Below are 19,423 nucleotides of genomic sequence, written 5' to 3' on the forward strand. Positions count from 1 at the left end.
ATCTCCCGCGCCCGACGCGCGATCAGTTCCATCACCTCGGAGCGGGAACTGCCCGACAGCAGGCTCCGGGTGATCTCCGCGCTCGCGCTCAGCCAGCGCTGCTGGCGCTGCGCCTCCTCGTACAGGCGGGCGTTGTCGATCGCCACCCCGGCGGCGACCGCGAGGGTCGAGAGCACCGACTCGTCGTCGGCGTCGAACTCGTGCCCGTCACGCTTGTCGGTCAGGTAGAGGTTGCCGAACACCTCCTCGCGCACCCGCACCGGCACGCCCAGGAAGGTCCGCATCACCGGGTGGTGCACCGGGCACCCGTGCGAGGCCGGATGCTCCGAGAGGTCCGTCAGCCGCAGCGGCTCGGGGTTGCGGATCAGTTCACCGAGAATGCCCCGACCCGTCGGGTACGGACCGATCCGCGCGATCTCCTCCTCCGACAGGCCCACGGTCAGGAACTCCGACAGCGTCTCGCCGTCCGGGCCGATCACCCCCAGCGCCGCGTACCCGGCGTCCACCAGCACGGCGGCGGACTCCACGATCCGGCGCAGCACCTGGGTGAGGTCCAGCTCCCGCCCCACCGACAGGACCGCCTCCAGCAGGCTGTGCACGCGGTCCCGGGTGCCCCGCGCCGCGTCGATCCGCGCCTGGAGCTCCTCCAGCAGTTCGTCCAGCCGCAGCTGCGGAATCCGCGAGCGCGCTCCGTCCCCGCCCACAGGGCCTCCCTCCATCCCGGTCACCGGCCGGTCGATTGTCGCAGAGGTCGGCGGCCGGCGGTCGGAGCTGGAGCCACCCGCCTCGTGAGAGCGGGAACCGCCCGCCCCGGGGAGCCCGGGCCGGGCCCGCACACGCGGCCGGTCGCCGACCTTCCGTTCGACCCGACGGCGCCGCCCGGGTGCGAGGCGTGCTGTCCCGTCAGGGCGTCTGGACCGAGGCGCCGAGCCGGTAGTCGTGCGCGGAGAACGCGGCGGCGACGGCGAACCGGTCCGCCCTCACGAGCGTCTGCCGCCACTCGACCGCACGCCCGTCGGTGTCACGGCCGAGCCGGTCGATGGCGAGCAGCGCGGTGCTCGCGGGGAGGTCGAGCAGGATGCGCTCCCCCCGGCCGGGGACCATGGCGCGGATGCGTTCCCAGCCCCCGCGGATCCGGCTGCCGCAGTGGCGTTCGAGCTCGTCGTAGAGCGAGGTGTGGGTGAAGTCGACGTCCAGCAGCGGATGGGCCACGTCCGCGGGAAGCCAGATCCGGTCGACGGCCAGCGGTTCCTCGTCCGCCAGGCGGAGTCGTTCGAGGTAGACGAGCGGCGTGGACTCCTCGAGTCCCAGCCGGGCGGCGATGACGCCGTCGGCGCGCCGGTCGAGCGCTCGCACGACGCTGCGCTGGACGGCGCCGACCTCCTCGACCGAGCGGAACAGGCTGTACGCCTCACCGATGTCCTGCTCCAGCGGGCGGCTCGCGGTGAACCGGGAGGCCTTGCCGCGCTGGGCGGTGACGAGGCCCTCCTCACGGAGCTTCCGCAGGGCCTCGCGGACGGTGTGCCGACTGACCCGGTACTCGGCGACGAGGTCGTGCTCGCCGGGGAAGACGTCACGGAACTCGCCGTCGTCGAGCCGGCGCAGCAGGTCGGCGCGCAGCTGCGCCCAGAGCGGGCTGCCCGGGGCTCGGGTGAGGGGCCGGGGGCCGGGCGCGGAGGTCACGGCGCCCTCCTGGGGTTCAGAGGTCGGGTGGGTGGTGCGGGACACGAGGTGAATGTTCGTACCTTCGGGGGGATAGCACAAAATCGTTGCCAACCAGGCCAGGCGGGCCGTGGCGGGTGGCGACGGCGGGCAACGGGCGACGGCCGCCGCCCGGACGCGGGGGGTCCGGGCAGCGGCCGCGCGGGATCCGTCAGGCGAAGGCAGCGATCAGCATGAAGGCGGCCACCGCGAACAGGACGACGGCGAAGGCCCGCTGCAGCGCCGCGCCGGAGAGCTTGGCCGCCAGCCGCTTGCCGTCCCAGGCACCGAGGACGGCGGCTCCCACGAACGGCCCGAAGATCGCCGGGTCGACGGATAGCTCCGTGACCGTCAGGCGGGTGGCCAGGGAGACGACCGAGTTGATGACGATGACCACCAGACTGGTGCCGACGGCCTTGCGCATCGGCAGCCGGAGCACGGAGACCAGCGCGGGCACCGCGAGGAATCCGCCGCCGACTCCCAGCAGCCCGGTCACCGCCCCCAGCCCGGCGCCGGCCGCCACCGTGCCGAGGTGCCCGTCCCGGCCGGCCGGCTTCACGGACGTCGCAGACGGACCGGACCTCACGGCCGGACCGGCGCCGCCGCCCCCCTCCGCCGGCACGCGCCGCGCGGTACGGGTGCCGCGCAGCATCGCGGCGGCGGCCAGCGCCGCCAGGACGGCGAACGCGGAGGTCAGCACCGGCTGCGGGATGCGGTGGGCCAGCATGGACGCCCCGATGGCGGGGAGCACCCCGGCCGCGGCGAACAGCGCACCGGTGCGCCACTGGACGTTGCCGGTGCCGCTGTGGCGGACGAGTGCGGTGACGGAGGTGGCGGTGACGATGACCAGGCTGGTGGTCCCGGCGTCGGAGGGCGACAGGCCCAGCAGGTAGACCAGGGCCGGGACCGCGAGCACTCCCCCGCCGCCGCCCAGCGCGCCGAGGGCGACACCGACCACGGCTCCGCAGAGCAGAGCGGTGATCAGGACGCTCACGCCGTGACGCCGTCCGCGTCCCGGTCGGCGGGGTGGACGACCTCGCCGTGCCAGGCGGCGAAGCCGCCGCGCAGATCGGTGGCTTCGAAGCCGCGGGCGCGCAGCACGGACGCGGCCACCGAGGAACGGTTGCCGCCCGCGCAGATCACGGTCAGGGGCCGCTCGGCCGGCAGTTCGCCCAGGCGGGCGAGCAGTTCGGGCAGCGGGACGAGTCGGGCGCCGGGGATGGTGCCCTTGTCCCGTATCTCGCCCGGGCCGCGGACGTCGAGCAGCTCGAAGTCGACTTCCCCTTCGACGAGTTGGCGGGCGAGCTCGTCGGCGTCCACGCGTACGACCGCGGTCAGGTGCGCGGCGTCGATCGTCTCGACCGTGGAGGCCAGGGCGCCCAGGACACGGTCGAAACCGATCCGGGCCAGGCGGTTCCGGGCCTCGATCGCGGTGTCCGGATCCCCGCACAGGACGATGGCGTCCCGGGCGTCGAGCACCTGGCCGGCGAGTTCGGCGAACCGGCCGCCGAGGGGGATGTTGACCGCGCCGTGCAGGTGGGCGGCGGCGAACGCCTCCGGGTCCCGGGTGTCCAGCACGGTGGCGCCGCCCGCCCGGGCCTCGACGAACGCCTCCGGGGTGAGCGGGGGGACGGGCGTCTCCTCGTCCAGGACCGGACGCGCCTGACGGTTGCGCACCGAGGTGAACGCGAAGTAGGCGGGCGCGGCGGGCTGGCCGTCGGTCACCACGGCGACGAACTCGTCCTCGGTCATGTCGGCCAGGGCGTAGTTGCCGCGGCGCTGGTTGCCGATCGTGCAACTCAGTTCGGTGGAGAGGTTCTTGCCGCAGGCCGAGCCGGCTCCGTGCGCCGGGTAGACGCGCGTGTCGTCGGGAAGGGCGAGCAGGGCGCGGGTGGAGCGGTACAGGAGGCGGGCCATCTCCTCGGCGGACCGGCCGCGCGAGCTGAGCAGGTCGGGGCGGCCGACGTCCCCGATGAACAGCGTGTCCCCGGTGAGCACGCCGAACGGGCCGGCGTCACCGGCGTGTTCGCGCACGACGACGCAGATCGACTCCGGGGTGTGGCCCGGGGTGTGCAGGATCTCCAGGTCGACCTCGCCGAGGCCGATTCGCTCGCCGTCGCCCAGGGGGTCGGTGTCGAAGTCGATTTCGGCGGCGGAGCCGTAGGAGATGCGCGCGCCGGTGCGCTCGGCGAGCTCCAGGTGCCCGGAGAGGAAGTCCGCGTGGATGTGGGTCTCGATGACCCGCTCGATGGTCAGACCGTGCTGTTCGGCGGTGGCGATGTACTCGGAGACGTCGCGCTGGGGGTCGACCACGACGGCCCGGCCGGTGGTGCGGTCGCCGACGAGGTACGAGGCGTGGGAGAGGCAGTCGAGGTAGAACTGCGCGAAGACCAGGGGTCCGGCGGGCTTCGTCATCTGGGGCTCCTGAGGGTGGGCGGTGGTTGCGGCCCCGCGGCGCTGGGGGCGGGGCGTGGGCATGGGTGTGGGCGCGACGTCGTCCGGCCGCGTGCCGTGGGCGCGCGGGGCCGCGACGGCGCGAGGCCGGGGTGGTGGGATCAGGCGAGCCCGCGGAGCATGAGGTTCCAGTAGAGGAACGGCAGGCCGCGCCGCTTCAGGTACCACATGTCGGTGCGCTCGCGGATGGTGTTGATCACCGGGATCGACGGGGCGGGCCGCCCGCTGTAGTCGAACTCGGCGAGCAGCATCTTGTTGCGGGCCGTGGTCAGCGGGCAGGAGGCGTAGCCGTCGTAAGCGGCCTCGGGTTCCCGGCCGTTGATGGTGGCGAGGAGGTTCTCGACGAGCACCGGCGCCTGCTTGCGCACGGCGGCGCCGGTCTTGGAGTTCGGGGACGATCCGGCGTCACCGAGCGCCCACACGTTGGGGTGGCGGATGTGTCGCATGGTGTGCTTGTCGATCTCGACGTAGCCGGCCGGGTCGTCGGCACCGGCGAGCGGGCTGCGCTTGATCCAGTCCGGGGCGCTCTGCGGCGGCACCAGGTGGGCGACGTCGTACGGCAGGGTGGTCGTCCCCCCGCTCGCCAGATCGGTGACGACCACCTCGCGGGCCTCGGGGCGGACCTCGGTGACCTCGCTCCCGTAGTGGACCTTGATGCCGTACCGGCGTACCACGTCCTCGAGCACGCGGGCGAACTCCGGGACGCCGAAGATGGCGGCGCCGGGGATCACCAGGTGGACGTCGATCCGGCCGAGCACACCCTCCTTGCGCCAGTGGTCGGCGGCCAGGTAGGCGATCTTCTGCGGGGCGCCGCCGCACTTGATGGCACCCGACGGCATGCTGAACACCGCGCTGCCGGAGCGGGTGCCGCGGATGAAGCGCCAGGTCGCGGGGGCGTGCTGCGGCAGGTAGTTGCTGGACAGTCCGTTCGTGCCGAGCCCGGCCTCCAGGCCCGGTATCCGGTCCCAGTCCAGCTGGATGCCGGGGCAGACCACGAGGTGGTCGTAGGAGACCGTGCCACCGTCGTCCAGGGTCACCTCCTGGGCCTCGGGGTCGACGGCGACCGCGGCGCGGCGTATCCACTGCACGCCCTTCGGCATGACGGACGCCTGCGGCCGGATGCTCTCCGCCAGCGGCGCCCGCCCGCCGCCGACCAGCGTCCACAGCGGCTGGTAGTAGTGACGATCGCTCGGATCGAGCACCGCGACGTCCCGCTCGCCGGCGCGGCGCAGCCGGGCCGCGACCGAGATGCCCGCGGTCCCGCCGCCGATGATCACGATCCGGTGATGCCTGGTCATCAAGTGAACCCTCCCTCGCGAAATGTACGGACATTAAGCTAGGACCGCCCCGCCGCCGGCCGCAAGCTATTGTCCGGACATTTGCCTCCCGGGCACGGCGCCACCCGAATCGACCGGGAGTGGGCACCCAGACCCCCGCAGAACACCTCGACTCGACGCATGGAGGATGGTCCAGATGTCGAGACCAATCGATGAGAGTGTCATGAGAGTGTGCAATATTCGGACACAAACCGCCTTGGTTCCGAGCGTGGCATGACCATGCAGTCATGCGAGTCGATGCTGGTCGAGCCCCTGCTCGCCCGGCAGGGAATGTGATTGACAGTGCCTGAGACATCCGTGGTGGCGCAGAGCGCGGCCAGGTCCGACGACCCGACGACAGAGGAGCGCTTCGAGCGCTGGCGGGACCTGGTCGGGCGGACGCGGGTCTGCGAGGCGACCAGTGCCCACGTCGACACCTTCGCTGCCCAGGTACGGCGGTTCGAGTTGGGGCCGGTGGCCCTGCTGGGGACATCGTTCCCGTCCGCACGGTTCCGGCGGACCGAACGCATGATCCGGAGCTCCGACGAGGAACTGCTCCACCTGACCCTGCTGACCGCCGGCAGTCAGACCCTCAGACGCGGCAGGGACCAGACGGAGACGTACGGGGCGGGGGACCTTCACCTGATAGACAGCTCGCACCCGTACGACGTGCAGCTCTTCGGCGTCCCCGGCGCCGGCCCCGGGGACGCGCGGGTCGAGGGTGTGGGCATCGACATCCCCCGATCACTGCTGCCGGTGCCCCCGCACCAGTTGCGCGACCTGCTCGGCCGAAGACTGTCCGGCCGGGAGGGTACGGGTGCGCTGCTCTCGGAGTTCCTTCTCGGCCTGGATCGGCAGACCGCCACCCTCGGGGCTGCCGAGGCACCGCGACTGGGGGCCGTCGCCGTCGACCTGGTGGCCGCCTGGCTGGCCCGGGAGCTCGATGCGGAGGCCGTCCTGCCGGCGGAGGCCCGGCGACGGTCCCTGGTGGAGGGCGTGCGGGCGTTCATCCGGCACAACCTGCACGATCCCGCCCTGACCCCGTCGGTGGTCGCGGCCGCCCACCACATCTCCGTCAGCTACCTCCACCGCCTGTTCAGCCAGGAATCGCCGGGCGAGACGGTTGCCGCACTGATCCGCGGCCAGCGCCTGGAGAGAGCACGCAGGGACCTGGCGGACCCCGCATTGAGCGACCTGCCGATCCACGTCGTCGCTGCTCGCTGCGGCATCCCGCGCGCCAACGACTTCGGCCGCACGTTCAAGGCCGCCTACGGGCTCACCCCCCGTGAGCTGCGCCGACAGTCGCTGGAGCCCACCACGGCCCGGTAGACGCAGTGCGCACAACTGTCGACGCATTGCGGATCGCCGCGCCGGAGCCCAGGCCTAGTGTGATCAGCGCATTGGGGGGCCTCCCTCCGCCCGACCGGGATACGGGGGCGGAGCCGGTTTGATTCATCTTCGGAGTCGTTGTGCGTACTGTTCGTGGGGCTTTGCTGCCCCTTTGCATGGCTTTGGCCATACCCGGGGCCGCCGGATTCGTGCCGGCCGCCTCCGCCGCTGAGGCCACGCCGCCGCCCGTGGCGGTGGAGGACTTCATCCACCCCGGCGCCGCGAAGATCCTCGCGGAACGCAATATCACCCTGAAGGCGGGCGACGGCCACATCCAGCTCGCCGACTGCGCGTCAGGCCCGGGTCTGGTGCAGCTGTACAGCCGGGCGGCCGACCCCAGCCTCGTCTGCTTCCGGATCACCGGGCCGAGGGGCTACCTCGCCCTGCAGATCCCGCAGATCTACAACATCAAGGGCGACGACCACACCGTCACGGCCAAGATCAACACCTCGGGGAACACCACCGAGTTCCAACTCGACAAGAACAACTGGAAGCCGGTCGGCGAGGGAAGCAGCGGCGTCTGGACCACGCTGCTCGAACTCAACGCCGTCGACGGCCCCGCCGGCCCGGCACCGACCACCGACAACCCCGCGGTCGGCACGGTGACCGCCGGTCAGCCCGGCCACAGCACCGACGCGAAATCCTGCACCGCCACGCTCGTCGACCGCCGTTGGGTGCTCACCGCCGCCACCTGCGTCGCCGACGACACCGCGGCCAAGACCGCGACCATCGATGGTCGGACCATCCGCATCACCAACGTCGAGCGCGACGCCGGCCGTGATGTCGCCATGGCTCAACTCGCTGACCCCGTCGACGGTGTCACGCCGGTTCCGGTCGCGTCCGCTGCTCCTGTGGCCGGTGAGAGCCTGCGCGTGCCGGGGTACGGGCGTTCCGACTCCAAGTGGCTCCCGACCTCGCTGCACACCACGACCCACACCGTCGGCGCCGTCAGCGCCACCGGCTTCGAGAGCGCTCCCACCCCGGGCTCGGCCGCGATCTGCGCGGGCGACGCAGGGGCCCCGCTCCTGCGGACCGTCGACGGGACCGCCCGGATCGTCGGCGTCGCCTCCCGTTCCTGGCAGGGTGGCTGCCTCGGCAGCACGGACACCCGAACCGGCGCCGCCAACAGCCGCGTGGAGGACCTCGGCGCCTGGATCAAGGAGGTGCGCTACCGCACCGCCGACGTGAAGCCCGGCACGCACGTCCAGGTCCTCGGCTCCGACTCCACGCTGTGGGACACCGCCACCGATCACCGGACCGGCCGCTGGGCCGACCGCTGGTCGGCGGTCGGCATCAGCGCCACGGCCGGCACGCAGACCGCCGTGGACAGCGTCGCCATCGGCAACGCCGTGCACGTCTACGCCATCGGCACCGACGGCAGGGTCTACACCCGCGACGGTGCGGTCGGTGGCACCTGGTCCGCCTGGCAGGAGGTCCCCGGCGGCGCCGGCGGTGTCCAGGACATCACCGCCACCACCCGTGGCAACACGGTGAGCCTCCAGGTCATCGGCTCCGACGGCCGCCTCCACACCACCAACGCCGACTACAGCACCGGCCAGTGGGACCCCCACTGGGTCAAGGTCGACGACAACGCCGTCAAGGCCATCACCAGCAGCACCACCCCGGACAACACCGTGCACGTCTACGCCATCGGCACCGACCTCAACGTCTACACCCGCGACAACAAGCCCGACGGCACCTGGTCCACCTGGCAACTCGTTCCCGGCGGCGCCAGCGGCGTCCAGGACATCACCGCCACCACCCGTGGCAACACGGTGAGCCTCCAGGTCATCGGCTCCGACGGCCGCCTCCACACCACCAACGCCGACTACGCCACCGGCCAGTGGGACCCCCACTGGGTCAAGGTCGACGACAACGCCGTCAAGGCCATCACCAGCAGCACCACCCCGGACAACACCGTGCACGTCTACGCCATCGGCACCGACCTCAACGTCTACACCCGCGACAACAAGCCCGACGGCACCTGGTCCACCTGGCAACTCGTTCCCGGCGGCGCCAGCGGCGTCCAGGACATCACCGCCACCGCTGTCGCCTCCATCGACTGACCCACCGGATGCCCCGGGGCCGTCCGACATCGGGTAGCGGAACCGTCGGACAAGCGAAGAGCCTGGCGGACGAGTGGCGGACGCTCGACATCGAACAGATCAGGCGGCTGCGCTCTGTCAAGAACCTCATCACGCCCGGTTTGGAGATCGCGAGACTGACCTCCGGCGGGAATCCGGAGCCACGCTTGAGGACGTGGCAGGAGATTCTTCCGTCCCTTCCGTAATCGACCGCTCAGGAGCCCCGTCGGAGACACGTCTCCGACGGGGCTCCGTCATCAGGTGGGACGCGGCACCGCCGATGGCAGCGGCGGTGGGCGCTCTCGGGCCCGCGGGCTCTCGGCCCCGCGGGCCCGCAGTGGCGCGGATCACAGCGGGGCGAGCGCGGTCGGCGAAATGCGGGGACCGCCGAGGTGGTTGGCCTGGGCAACCGCCGACGACCCCGGCGCACGTCACCGCCGCCACCACGAGGAATCCCATGACCGTCACCGAGAACCCGGCCTCCCGCGCGGCCGCGATCCTGTCCCGGCCCGTCACGATCAACGGGCTGACCGTGCCCAACCGCATCGTGATGGCGCCGATGACGCGCAAGTTCTCCCCCGGCGGGGTGCCCGGCGAGGACGTACGCTCGTACTACGCCCGCCGCGCCGCCGCGGGCGTCGGCCTGATCGTCACCGAGGGCACGTACGTCGGCCACGAGTCCGCCGGCCAGAGCGACGACATCCCGCGCTTCCACGGCGAGGAGCAGCTGGCCGGGTGGGCCCGCGTCGCCGAGGACGTCCACGCGGCGGGCGGCACCATCGTGCCGCAGCTCTGGCACATCGGCATGGTGCGCAAGCAGGGCGACCCGCCGTTCGCCGACGCCCCCGCCGTCGGCCCGTCCGGGATCCGGCTGGACGGCACCGAGGGAACCGGGCGCGTGATGACCCGGGCCGACCTGGACGCCGTCATCGGCGCGTTCGCCGAGGCCGCCGCGGCCGCCGAGCGGATCGGCTTCGACGGCGTAGAACTGCACGGCGCGCACGGCTACCTGCTCGACCAGTTCCTGTGGGCGGGCACCAACCGCCGCACCGACGCCTACGGGGGCGACCCGGTCGCCCGGACGAGGTTCACGGCCGAGCTCGTCGCCGCCGTGCGCGAGGCCGTCTCCCCGGAGTTCCCGGTGATCTTCCGCTACTCGCAGTGGAAGTCGGACAACTACCAGGCCCGCCTCGCCGAGACGCCCCAGGAGCTGGAGGCGATCCTCACGCCGCTCGCCGAGGCCGGCGTCGACGCCTTCCACGCCTCGACCCGCCGCTACTGGCTCCCCGAGTTCGACGACTCGGACCTCAACCTCGCCGGCTGGACCAGGAAGCTCACCGGCCGCCCCACCATCACCGTCGGCTCGGTCGGCCTCGACGGAGACTTCATCCACGCCTTCGCGGGCGAGGGCGCCCCGCTCCAGGGCATCGACGACCTGCTCGACCGGCTGGAGCGCGACGAGTTCGACCTGGTCGCCGTCGGCCGCGCCCTGCTCCAGGACCCGCAGTGGGCCACCAAGGTCCTCTCCGGCCGCTTCGCCGAGCTGCGCCCGTACGACGCCGCCGCGATCCGCACCCTGAGCTGACCGCCGTCTCCGAGGACCCGGCCGCGCCACCGGTACGACAGGACCGACGGCCGGCGGGTCCACGGACCCGGGCCAGGCGGGCCCCACCCTACCCGGGCGTGCGGGCGCCCGTCGGGGAACCGGGAAGGATGCGTCAAGGTCCCGGCAACGGGCCCCGGCCCGGCGCGTCGCCGCCGCCGATCGGCTAGCGTGGGGCGCTCCCCGACCGATACCCCTCCCAGGAGCACAGCGCCGTGTCCGACAGCTTCGCGCACCTGCACGTTCACACCGAGTACTCGATGCTGGACGGAGCCGCGAAGAACGGCAAGCTGTTCGCCGAGGCGGAGAGACAGGGCATGCCCGCCATCGCGATGAGCGACCACGGCAACATGTTCGGCGCCTACGAGTTCTTCCACGCCGCCGCGAAGACCGGCGTGAAGCCGATCATCGGCATCGAGGCGTACGTGGCACCCGGGTCCCGCTTCCACAAGAAGCAGGTGTTCTGGTCGCCGGGCGGGCAGCGCCCGGCCAGCAGCGACGGCGAGGGCGGCAAGGACGTCTCCGGTGGCGGCCGTTACACCCACATGACGATGTGGGCACAGAACGCGACCGGTCTGCGGAACCTGTTCAAGCTCTCCTCGCTCGCGTCGATGGAGGGCTACTACATGAAGCCCCGCATGGACCGCGAGCTGATCGCCGCCAACGCGACCGGGATCATCGCCACCACCGGCTGCCCCTCCGGCGAGGTGCAGACCCGGCTGCGGCTGGGCCAGTACGACGAGGCGGTGAAGGCGGCCGGCGCGTACCAGGACATCTTCGGGAAGGAGAACTACTTCCTGGAGCTGATGGACCACGGCCTGTCCATCGAGCAGGACGTCCGCGAGGACCTGCTGCGCCTGGCCAAGCAACTGAACATCCCGCTACTGGCCACCAACGACTCGCACTACGTGACCGCCGACCAGGCGGACGCCCACGACAGCCTGCTCTGCGTCGGCGTGGGCAAGAACAAGGACGACCCGAACCGGTTCAAGTTCCAGGGCACCGGCTACTACGTGAAGACCGCCGCCGAGATGCGCGAGCTCTTCCGTGAGCTGCCGGAGGCCTGCGACAACACCCTGGCGATCGCCGAGCGCGTCGAGTCGTACGACGAGGTCTTCACCTACGTCGACCGGATGCCCCAGTTCGACGTCCCCGAAGGCGAGACCCAGGCCTCCTACCTGCGCAAGAAGATCGAGATCGGGCTGAAGCACCGCTACGGGGACGACCCCAGCCAGGAGGTGCTGGACCGCATCGAGCTGGAGATGGGCGTGATCACCCCGATGGGGTTCGACGCGTACTTCCTCGTGGTCGCCGACATCTGCCAGTACGGGCGCGACAACGGCATCCCCGTCGGCCCGGGCCGTGGTTCGGCGGCGGGATCGATGGTCGCGTACCTGACGGGCATCACGCAGCTCGACCCGCTGGAGCACGACCTCCTCTTCGAGCGCTTCCTGAACCCCGAGCGCATCAACCCCCCGGACGTCGACATCGACTTCGACGACCGCCAGCGCGACCAGATGGTGCGCTACGTCACCGAGAAGTACGGCGCCGCCTACACGGCCCAGGTGAACACCTTCGGCACCATCAAGGCCAAGGCCGCCGTGAAGGACGCCAACCGCATCCTCGGCTACCCGTTCTCGATGGGCGACCGGATCACCAAGGCGATGCCGCCGGACGTCATGGGCAAGGGCGTGCCGCTGGCCGACCTGTTCGACGAGAAGCACCCCCGTTACAACGAGGGCACCGAGATCCGGGCGCTGTACGAGAACGAGCCGGACGTCAAGAAGATCATCGACACCGGCCGGGGCATCGAGGGCCTGATCCGCGGCACCGGCGTGCACGCCGCCGCCGTCATCCTCTCCTCCACCCCGCTGCTCGACCTGATCCCGCTGCACATGCGGGACAAGGACGGCACGATCATCACCGGCTTCGACTACCCGTCCTGCGAAGCCATGGGCCTGATCAAGATGGACTTCCTGGGTCTGCGGAACCTGGGCATCATCGATCACTGCCTCAAGATCGTGAAGGCCAACCGGGGCGTCGAGGTCGACATCGAGAAGATCCCGATCGACGACCCCACCACCTACCAGCTGCTCGCCCGCGGCGACACCCTCGGCGTCTTCCAGCTCGACGGCGGGCCCATGCGCGCCCTGCTGCGACTGATGAAGCCCACCGAGTTCGCCGACATCTCCGCCGTCTCGGCGCTGTACCGGCCCGGCCCGATGGGCATGAACTCGCACACCAACTACGCGCTGCGCAAGAACGCCCAGCAGGAGATCGTCCCGATCCACCCCGAGCTGGAAGCCCCGCTCGCCGAGGTCCTCGGCCCCACCTACGGCCTGATCGTCTACCAGGAGCAGGTCCAGCGCGCCGCGCAGGTCCTCGCCGGCTACTCGCTCGGCCAGGCCGACCTGCTCCGCCGGGCGATGGGCAAGAAGAAGAAGGAGGTGCTGGAGAAGGAGTTCGTCCCCTTCCACGCCGGCTGCAAGGAGCGCGGCTACTCCGACGAGGCCATCCAGGCGGTCTGGGACGTCCTGGTCCCGTTCGCCGGCTACGCGTTCAACAAATCGCACTCCGCCGCGTACGGCCTGGTCTCCTACCAGACCGCCTACCTCAAGGCCAACTACCCCGCGGAGTACATGGCCGCGCTGCTCACCTCGGTCGCCGACGACAAGGACAAGATGGCCGTCTACCTGGCCGAGTGCCGGCAGATGGGCATCAAGATCCTCTCCCCCGACGTCAACGAGTCGGTGGTCGACTTCACCGCCGTCGGCAGCGACGTCCGGTTCGGCCTCAAGGCCGTGCGCAACGTCGGCGTGCCCGTGATCGAGTCCCTGGTGCGCACCCGCGACGAGAAGGGCAAGTACACCTCCTTCGCCGACTTCCTCGACAAGGTCGAACTGGTGGTGTGCAACAAGCGCACCGTCGACTCCCTCGTCAAGGCCGGCGCCTTCGACTCCCTCGGCCACACCCGGCTCTCGCTCAGCACCGTGCACGAGAGCGCGATCGACGCCGTCACCGGGCTGAAGAAGCAACAGGCCATCGGGCAGGACGACCTGTTCGGCGCCCTCGACTTCGGCGACGACGCCGGGCCCGGCATCGGACTGGACTTCCAGCTCACCGAGAACGAATGGCCCCGCCGCCAACTCCTCGCCCTGGAACGCGAGATGCTCGGCCTCTACGTCTCCAGCCACCCGCTCGACGGCGCCGAGCACATCCTCTCCCAGAGCCGCGACACCTCGATCGCCGAACTCCTCGGCTCCGGGCGCTCCGAGGGCGAGGTGCGCCTCTCCGGCCTGATCACCGGCGTCGACCGACGGATCAACAAGGCCGGGAACGCGTGGGCCATCATCACCCTCGCCGACCGCGACGGCTCCGTCGAGGTGCTGTTCTTCCCCGCGACCTACAACCTGATGGCCGACCAGATGATCGAGGACAACGTGATCTCGATCCGCGGCCGGCTCAACGAGCGCGACGGGTCACTGAGCGTCTTCGGCCAGGAGATCACCACCCTCGACGTCTCCTCCGCCGAACTCGGCACCAAGCCGCCGGTGCACATCTCCGTCCCGGCCGCCCGGATCAACCCCCGGGTGGTCGCCGAACTCAAGCTCGCCCTCCAGTCCCACCCCGGCGACGTCCCGGTCCGGCTGCGCACCACCAACTGGGACAAGGACACCCTCTATGAGCTCGGATACCGGGTGAACCCGGACAACGGACTCGCCTCGGACGTCAAGACCCTCCTCGGCAACCGCGCCTGGGTGGGCGCGGCCGTCCGGTCCTGACCGACGCCGGGTCCGACGGACCGCCGGCCCGGGGTTGCCCGGTCCGGCGGTCCGGCCGTTCGGCGGTCCGGCCGTTCGGCGGTCCAGCCGTTCAGCGGTCCGGTTGTCCGGCTACGCGGCCTTGGCCGATTCGGACCGCTCCGCGGGCTCCGGCAGGTACGAGGAGCCCGCGGCCCCGGCGGCCAGCCAGCCGAGAGCGAGCAGCCAGCCCGCGAGGACGTCCAGCGGCCAGTGCACGCCGAGGTAGATCCGGCTCAGGCCGATCGCGCCCGCGAACAGCACGGCACCGACGACGGCCGCGCGAGTGGCAGCCGGGCGCGTACGGGCGACGGCGAGCGCCAGCAGGCCGGCGCAGAGGGCGGACGTGAAGGCGTGCCCGGAGGGGAAGGCGAAGCCGGAGGCGGTGAACGCCCAGTCGGTCTCGGGCGGCCGGGGCCGGCCGAAGGCGTGCATCAGGCCCTGGCGCAGCAGTTGCCCCAGCGCCAGCCACACCACGGGCAGGAGCAGCGCCCGCACCGTCGCCCACCGGTGCCCCGGCGAGCCGGCGGTCCCGCGAGCGGTGAGAACACCCGCGGCGAGAGCGAGAAGATAGGGAACCACGCCGGTGCCCAGAGACGTGACGGCCATGGCCACGGCTCGGGCGAGCGGTGGGCGGTGCGCGACGCACCAGTCGATGGCCGCCTGCTCGAAGGCGAACGGCGCCCACCCGTGCGCGGCCACCACGGCCGCGACCACGGCGAACGCCGACCACGCCCCGACGAGCACGACCACCCACCGCCGACGCCCCGTCATCCGGTCAGCCACCAGCCCTCCCTTTCTGCCCACGCGCGGGCCACCGGAACGCGGCCCCGCGCGGCCAGGGTAGCGATCCCACCGGATGCCTCCTGTCACCCCTGACACTGTTCGACGCCGCGGAGGCCGGGATCGGCTGGGAGTCCGTCAGGCCGTCGGCGAACGCTCGACACACGGGGGACGGTCCAGATGTCGAGACGCTCGCTGCGGCAGCCCGCGCGCCAACGACTTCGGCCGCACGTTCAAGGCAGCCTACGGGCTCACGCCCCCGGAGCTGCGTCGACAGTCACTGGAGCTCGCCACGGCCCGGTAGACGCAGTGCGCACAACTGTCGACGCATTGCGGATCGCCCCACCGAAACCCGGGCCTAGTGTGAGCACTGCACACGGAACCACCGTCTGCCTGCCCCCCGACCAAGCGGGGAAACCCGGGCCGGTTTCGGCATATCCGCAGCCTGAAACCCGAAGCGCGACCGCCGCATACCGCTTGTTCTCCTGATCGGTCCCACCAGGTGCGAAAGCAATTCCATACCAATACAGATCGCATACGAATAGCATTCATCAAAGGGTTCGTCGACCGAAAAACAGGGGCGTTGACGTGCAGGGATTGCAGCCGATAGCTTTCCACTCGCAATTTCTATCGCCTGACCCGACGGCGCATTGAGGCCTATCGGGTATTCCCATTTCCTGCGGAGTCGTTGTGCGTACCGTTCGTGGGGCTTTGCTGCCCCTTTGCATGGCTTTGGCCATACCCGCGGCCGCCGGATTCGTGCCGGCCGCCTCCGCCACTGAGGCCACGCCGCCGCCCCTGGCGGTGGAGGACTTCATCCACCCCGGCGCCGCGAAGATCCTCGCAGAACGCAATATCACCCTGAAGGCGGGCGACGGCCACATCCAGCTCGCCGACTGCGCGTCAGGCCCGGGTCTGGTGCAGCTGTACAGCCGGGCGGCCGACCCCAGCCTCGTCTGCTTCCGGATCACCGGGCCCAAGGGCTACCTCGCCCTCCAGATCCCGCAGATCTACAACATCAAGGGCGACGACCACACCGTCACGGCCAAGATCAACACCTCGGGGAACACCACCGAGTTCCAACTCGACAACAACTGGAAGCCGATCGGCGAGGGAAGCAGCGGCGTCTGGACCACCCTGCTCGAACTCAACGCCGTCGACGGCCCCGCCGGCCCGGCACCGACCACCGACAACCCCGCGGTCGGCACGGTGACCGCCGGTCAGCCCGGCCACAGCACCGACGCGAAATCCTGCACCGCCACCCTGGTCAACCGGTTCTGGGCGCTGACGGCGGCCACCTGCTTCACCGACAATCCGGCCGCGCTCGGCAAGGGGGCACCTCCGGTCGCCTCCACCGCCGGCTTCGGCGGACGTAGCGTCGGCATCGCGGAACTGGTCCCGTACGTCGGCCGTGATCTGGTGATGGCCCGTCTCGCCGGCCCGGTCGAGGGCATCACCCCGGTCCGCCTCTCCAGTGCCGCGCCGACCGTCGGGGAGACCCTGCGCATCCCCGGGTACGGTCGCACGGCCACCGACTGGCTGTCGCCCTCCCTCCACACGACCACGCACACCGTGGGCGCTGTCACCGCCTCCGGTCTCGACACCGCGCCCGCCGCCGGCTCCGCCGCGCTCTGCGCCGGTGATGCCGGAGCGCCGCTCCTGCGGACGACGAACGGCTCCGCCGAGCTCGCCGGACTCGCCTCCCGCTCCTGGCAGGGCGGCTGCGTCGGCAGCAGCGAGACCCGCACCGGCGCATCCAGCACGCGCATCGACGACATCACCGCGTGGATCAACGCGACCCGTCACACCACGCCGACCGGTACGGTCGTCACCGGTACGCCGTTCACGATCACCGACCCGGCCGACAACCACCTGGTCACCTACCTCCAGGACAGCGCCAACCACCTGTGGTCCGTGGACCCGCGGGGTGAGGGCTGGAGGGACTTCGGCCTCTACGCGGCCGCCCCGCCGACCGCCGCCGTCGACCCCGCCACCAACCACGTCGTGGTCTTCGTCAACGGCCCCGACAACCGGCTCTGGTCCTTCGACGAGCGCGCCGGCAACAAGTGGACCGAGTTCGACAAGACCCCGCACAACACCGTCATGGCGCCCGGCGCCGTGCCGCACACGATCGTCGACCCGGCCGACAACCACCTGGTCACCTTCGTCCGCGACACCGAAAACCGCCTGTGGTCGGTCGACCCGCAGGGCGAGGGCTGGAGCGACCTCGTCCCCGGCATCCCGGTCGCCGCCACCGACCCCATGCCGATCATCAACCCCAACGACCAGCACATCACCCTCTACTTCAACGGGCCGAACAACCGGCTGAACTCGCTCGCCCTGCCCGCCCGGGCCCGGACCGAGTTCGACCTCACCACGTCCAACACCGCGATGGCCCCCGATGCCGTGCCGAGCACGGTCGTCGACCCCGCCGGCGGGCACTTCGTCACCTACATCCGTGACACCGCCCATCACCTCTGGTCGGTCGACCCGCTCGGCCCCGGCTGGCGCGACCACGGTCTGATGGCCGCCACCGACCCGGTCGCGATCGTCAACCCGCTCACCAACCACGTCAACGTGTTCATGAACGGGCCGAACAACGACCTCTACTCCTTCGACCCGCAGGGCGGTGGCCAGAAGGACGGCTGGACCCAGTTCGACCGCACCTGGGCGGGCACGCCGATGGCGGCCGACGCCGTCCCGGCCGTGGCCGTCGACCCGGCCGACAACCACCTGGTCACCTTCATCCGCGACACCAACAGCTCGCTGTGGGCCGTGGACCCGGCAGCCGAGGGGTGGACCCCGTACGACGGCGGACCCTCCGCCCCCTGACAACCCCTAGCGCGTGGCCGGCGGCCGGTGCCGCCGGCCACGCCACGCACAACGGCGGGCGCACGGCATGTCACCCGCCGAGAACCCCGAGGCGCGACCGGACACCGTCCGGCGCTCATCGGTGCCCCCTGAAATGGACGGATTAAGGATTCGATGAAAACAAGAGTGGCATCGCGGCCGAAACGGCTGCGGGTCGCGGCCGGGATCGTCGTCGCCGGCCTGCTGAGCGGCCTGTTGACGATACCTGCGGTGGCGGCCGACGTACCGCCGGCGACGGGACCGGTCTCCGACCGGATGAAGGCCGTGGAAGCGTGGAAGGGCGGAGGCCCGGCCACGCGCCGGGCCGTGGAGGCGGCGCTGACCGGCTCCGAGGACGACCTCCGGGCGTTCCTGGCGACCGGTCAGACCGCGGCGGCCGAACAGGACCTGCGCGCCCAGGTCGAGGAACTGATCGGATCCTCCGGGCCGGGCGTGCGCACCGCCGCGACCGCGGCACTGGCCGGCTCCACCACCGACCTCCAGGCCTTCCTCGACAAGGGCCTGGACAAGAACTTCGAGGACGACCAGCGCGTCCGGCTGTCCCAGCTCATGATGACCGGCGGCCCCGGAGTGCGGGCCGGTGCCCAGAAGGCCATGGACGGCTCGCTCGAGGACGTGACCGCGTTCCTGAACGTGGGCCAGTACAAGGCCCGCGACGACGACGACCGCGTCCACCTGTCGCAGCTGATGGCCTCCGGCGGGCCCGAGGTGAAGAAGGCCGCCGGCGCCGCCCTCGACGGCGGCATGGACGAGGTCCAGCTCTTCCTGAAGTACGGCTACCAGACCGCGGCCGCCCACGACCAGGAGACATTGACGGTCGCGCAGCTCGCCGACCTCACCAGGAACGCCTCCGCCCAGGCCGGCCAGCAGGCCCAGGAGGCGAAGGAGGCCGCGGCCAGGGCGGTCGACGCGACCCGCCTGGCGAAGCAGGCCGCCGAGAAGGCCGCAGCCGAGACCCAGGCCGCACAGGGCGAGGCCACCCGCGCCTCGGACGCCGCCGGGCGCGCGGCCGACGCCGTCTCCCGGGCCGCCGACGCAGCCCAGACCGCATCGGCGGCTGCGAAGGCCGCCAACGAGGCGGCCCGCCAGGCCGCCAACGCCGCCGCCAACGCCGCCTCCGCCTCCATCCGGGCCGGCAAGGCCGCCGCCCGTGCGCTGAGCGCGGCCAACGCGGCCGGCAACGACGCGAGCCAGGCCGAGGCCGCCAACCAGGCCGCCGGCGCCGCCCGCCAGGCGGCGGTCGACGCCCGTAACGCGGCCGAGGCCAGCGGCTGGGCCGGTGTGGCCGCCGACCAGGCGAAGGGCGCGGCCCTGTCCGCCGCGTCCGCCGGTGGGAACGCCGCCGCGGCGGCGACCGCCACCGCGAACGCCGCCGGCGCTTCGGGGGTGGCCTCCTCGGCCGCCGAGCGTGCCCGGCAGGCC

At 71.6% G+C, this 19,423-nt stretch carries 12 protein-coding genes; 6 read left to right on the top strand and 6 right to left on the bottom strand.

Annotated elements, in window-relative coordinates:
- The 5 genes from ABZ449_RS39255 to ABZ449_RS39275 form a co-directional block, all read right to left on the bottom strand.
- Nucleotides 1-704: GAF domain-containing protein (locus tag ABZ449_RS39255; protein ID WP_360356135.1), on the bottom strand; the 704-nt coding region annotated here is incomplete at its 3' end.
- 199 nt (nt 705-903) lie between these two features.
- Nucleotides 904-1,683, bottom strand: coding sequence for a GntR family transcriptional regulator (locus tag ABZ449_RS39260; RefSeq protein WP_360356138.1), 780 nt, complete (start codon nt 1,681-1,683; stop codon nt 904-906).
- A gap of 190 nt (nt 1,684-1,873) precedes the next feature.
- Nucleotides 1,874-2,695 (bottom strand): sulfite exporter TauE/SafE family protein, encoded by an 822-nt coding sequence (locus ABZ449_RS39265; RefSeq protein ID WP_360356141.1) that lies wholly within the window; start codon nt 2,693-2,695, stop codon nt 1,874-1,876.
- The gene (locus ABZ449_RS39270) at nt 2,692-4,116 is read right to left on the bottom strand and encodes a rhodanese-like domain-containing protein (protein WP_360356144.1); all 1,425 of its coding nucleotides are present in this window, start codon (nt 4,114-4,116) and stop codon (nt 2,692-2,694) included. The genes ABZ449_RS39265 and ABZ449_RS39270 overlap by 4 nt, the downstream gene beginning before the upstream one ends.
- Before the next feature lie 140 nt (nt 4,117-4,256).
- Nucleotides 4,257-5,453, bottom strand: a complete 1,197-nt coding sequence (locus tag ABZ449_RS39275; protein ID WP_360356147.1) for an FAD/NAD(P)-binding oxidoreductase — start codon at nt 5,451-5,453, stop codon at nt 4,257-4,259.
- Between the two features lie 321 nt (nt 5,454-5,774).
- Between ABZ449_RS39275 and ABZ449_RS39280 the strand changes: the two genes are divergently transcribed.
- The 4 genes from ABZ449_RS39280 (at nt 5,775) to dnaE (ending at nt 14,329) form a co-directional block, all read left to right on the top strand.
- Nucleotides 5,775-6,800 carry a helix-turn-helix domain-containing protein gene (locus ABZ449_RS39280; protein ID WP_360356150.1) on the top strand — a complete coding sequence of 342 codons (1,026 nt, stop codon included), beginning with the start codon at nt 5,775-5,777 and terminating at the stop codon, nt 6,798-6,800.
- Between the two features lie 176 nt (nt 6,801-6,976).
- Entirely contained in the window at nt 6,977-8,926 is a 1,950-nt protein-coding gene (locus tag ABZ449_RS39285) for a trypsin-like serine protease (protein WP_360356152.1), read from the top strand.
- A gap of 475 nt (nt 8,927-9,401) precedes the next feature.
- A complete protein-coding gene (locus tag ABZ449_RS39290) occupies nt 9,402-10,529 on the top strand; it encodes an NADH:flavin oxidoreductase (protein ID WP_360356155.1) in 1,128 nt (375 codons plus the stop codon).
- A 233-nt stretch (nt 10,530-10,762) separates the two neighbouring features.
- A complete protein-coding gene (dnaE, locus tag ABZ449_RS39295) occupies nt 10,763-14,329 on the top strand; it encodes a DNA polymerase III subunit alpha (RefSeq protein WP_360356158.1) in 3,567 nt (1,188 codons plus the stop codon).
- Between the two features lie 111 nt (nt 14,330-14,440).
- Here the strand turns inward: dnaE and ABZ449_RS39300 are convergent, their stop codons facing one another.
- Nucleotides 14,441-15,133, bottom strand: coding sequence for a phosphatase PAP2 family protein (locus ABZ449_RS39300; protein WP_360356161.1), 693 nt, complete (start codon nt 15,131-15,133; stop codon nt 14,441-14,443).
- A gap of 723 nt (nt 15,134-15,856) precedes the next feature.
- On the opposite strand from ABZ449_RS39300, the gene ABZ449_RS39305 reads away from it, so the two are divergent.
- Entirely contained in the window at nt 15,857-17,962 is a 2,106-nt protein-coding gene (locus ABZ449_RS39305; protein WP_360356164.1) for a trypsin-like serine protease, read from the top strand.
- Between the two features lie 165 nt (nt 17,963-18,127).
- Nucleotides 18,128-19,423, top strand: a 1,296-nt coding sequence (locus ABZ449_RS39310) for an ALF repeat-containing protein (protein ID WP_360356167.1), incomplete at its 3' end; no start/stop codon positions are given.

The organism is Kitasatospora sp. NPDC005856 (assembly GCF_040629945.1).
Lineage (GTDB): Bacteria > Actinomycetota > Actinomycetes > Streptomycetales > Streptomycetaceae > Kitasatospora.

Coding starts and splice junctions, on each gene's coding strand:
- ABZ449_RS39305 (WP_360356164.1), top strand. CDS start 15,857: ATGGCTTTGGCCATACCCGCGGCCGCCGGATTCGTGCCGGCCGCCTCC.
- ABZ449_RS39275 (WP_360356147.1), bottom strand. CDS start 5,453: ATGACCAGGCATCACCGGATCGTGATCATCGGCGGCGGGACCGCGGGC.
- ABZ449_RS39270 (WP_360356144.1), bottom strand. CDS start 4,116: ATGACGAAGCCCGCCGGACCCCTGGTCTTCGCGCAGTTCTACCTCGAC.
- ABZ449_RS39285 (WP_360356152.1), top strand. CDS start 6,977: ATGGCTTTGGCCATACCCGGGGCCGCCGGATTCGTGCCGGCCGCCTCC.
- ABZ449_RS39290 (WP_360356155.1), top strand. CDS start 9,402: ATGACCGTCACCGAGAACCCGGCCTCCCGCGCGGCCGCGATCCTGTCC.